Origin of the sequence: Paraburkholderia ultramafica (assembly GCF_902859915.1) — a bacterium.
GTDB classification, from domain to species: Bacteria; Pseudomonadota; Gammaproteobacteria; order Burkholderiales; family Burkholderiaceae; genus Paraburkholderia; species Paraburkholderia ultramafica.
Window position 1 is genome coordinate 1 of the sequence record NZ_CADIKK010000141.1, and the last position, 1,175, is coordinate 1,175.

General features: G+C 53.7%; 2 protein-coding genes and 1 pseudogene. 1 reads left to right on the top strand and 2 read right to left on the bottom strand.

Annotation, left to right across the window (positions count from 1 at the left end; genetic code table 11):
* Both HV744_RS36570 and HV744_RS36575 read right to left on the bottom strand, forming a co-directional pair.
* Positions 1 to 285: site-specific integrase (locus HV744_RS36570; protein ID WP_484555901.1), on the bottom strand; the 285-nt coding region annotated here is incomplete at its 3' end.
* Between the two features lie 199 nt (positions 286 to 484).
* On the bottom strand, positions 485 to 910 hold the full coding sequence (locus tag HV744_RS36575; protein ID WP_175154085.1) for a surface-adhesin E family protein: 426 nt from the start codon (positions 908 to 910) through the stop codon (positions 485 to 487).
* Positions 911 to 1,095: 185 nt separating this feature from the next.
* Here HV744_RS36575 and HV744_RS37930 point away from each other — a divergent pair.
* Positions 1,096 to 1,175 (top strand): annotated as a pseudogene (locus HV744_RS37930) (IS6 family transposase); the annotation flags it as partial.

The following is a 1,175-nucleotide window of genomic DNA, read 5'->3' on the forward strand; positions in this document are numbered from 1 at the left end:
CTCGAACTGTACAGGCCGTTGCGTCTTCTGCTGCATGATCATCGCGCGGCTGGCGACGTGCTCCCCGTGACAAACGTCGCGCACGCGCAGCTTCGTCAAATCACAAGCGCGAAGCTTGCTGTCGATGCCGAGATTGAACATTGCCAGATCCCGCACGCGGGACAAAAGCTGCAGGCGAACGCGTATCGCCCAAATTTCCTTAAGCTTCAGCGGTGGCTTCTGGCCGGTTAATCTCCCTTTATTCCACGGTACTCGCGTCGGGACTGTGTCGGTTGATGTTCTCATGACAATCTCCTTTCAGTTGAAGGGAGATCCAGTCTGCGTCTGGAGCAATGGGCGCTACCCGACCCTCAACTGCCCTTCGAGCGAGGGCGACGTATACGGCTGCTTCCGAGATGCAACGGCCATTCATGTTTAGGAACTACTCAACAAGTATTTCGTCGAGGCGAAATTCCGTCTGACGCAAAAAGATTGTTGCGTTATTTCAGTTCCGTGCCTGTGCCTTCTTCGTAATAGCTATTTGACACGTCAATTTCATCCGCGCCTCTGCCAGTGAGTCGGGAACCGGTTCTTTGGGTGGGTCGTACGTTTCGTCTCTTGCCACGGTGTACCCGGTGCTGTCATATGCGTACTGTGGGCCGAGTACTAGAAGGTTCGTCTTACAGAAATAACGTTCGATAAATTTCTTGCTAACGTAGGCGGTTCCATCGATGTATTTTGGCTGGCTGTAGTCTTCTTTAAACCACGCTTGCACCATGCCGTCCGATCCGAATCGAAGCGATTCCATGTCGATCGAAACAACCAATCCGTAATCGTCAGTAATATCGGTTTTCACCCAGTTGGATGCATGCGCCACGCCTACAGCCGCCATCGTAACGAGCGCTGCCAGCGCCGTCTTAATTTCTTTCATTCGTTTTACTCTCCGTTTTCTTACTTGCCCCTATCGGCACAACGGCGAAAAACTTTAGGCTGACCCCGCGCACGTGCGACACGTGGGCCAGCGAGTCCGCGGCCTTCCGGACTGCGGCCAACTCGACGGCTTTCAACCGATCGAGGTCTTTCTGCGGCATTGTCACGTTCAGCTAAGATGACGTCATGAAGAAGACCAAATCGCTCTACCACGGCCACCGGTTCCCAGCGTCGATCATCAGCCACGCCGTTCGATGGTATTTTCG

Bases quoted from the DNA above. Each gene is read 5' to 3' on its own strand.
- HV744_RS36575 (WP_175154085.1), bottom strand. From the start codon at position 910: ATGAAAGAAATTAAGACGGCGCTGGCAGCGCTCGTTACGATGGCGGCT.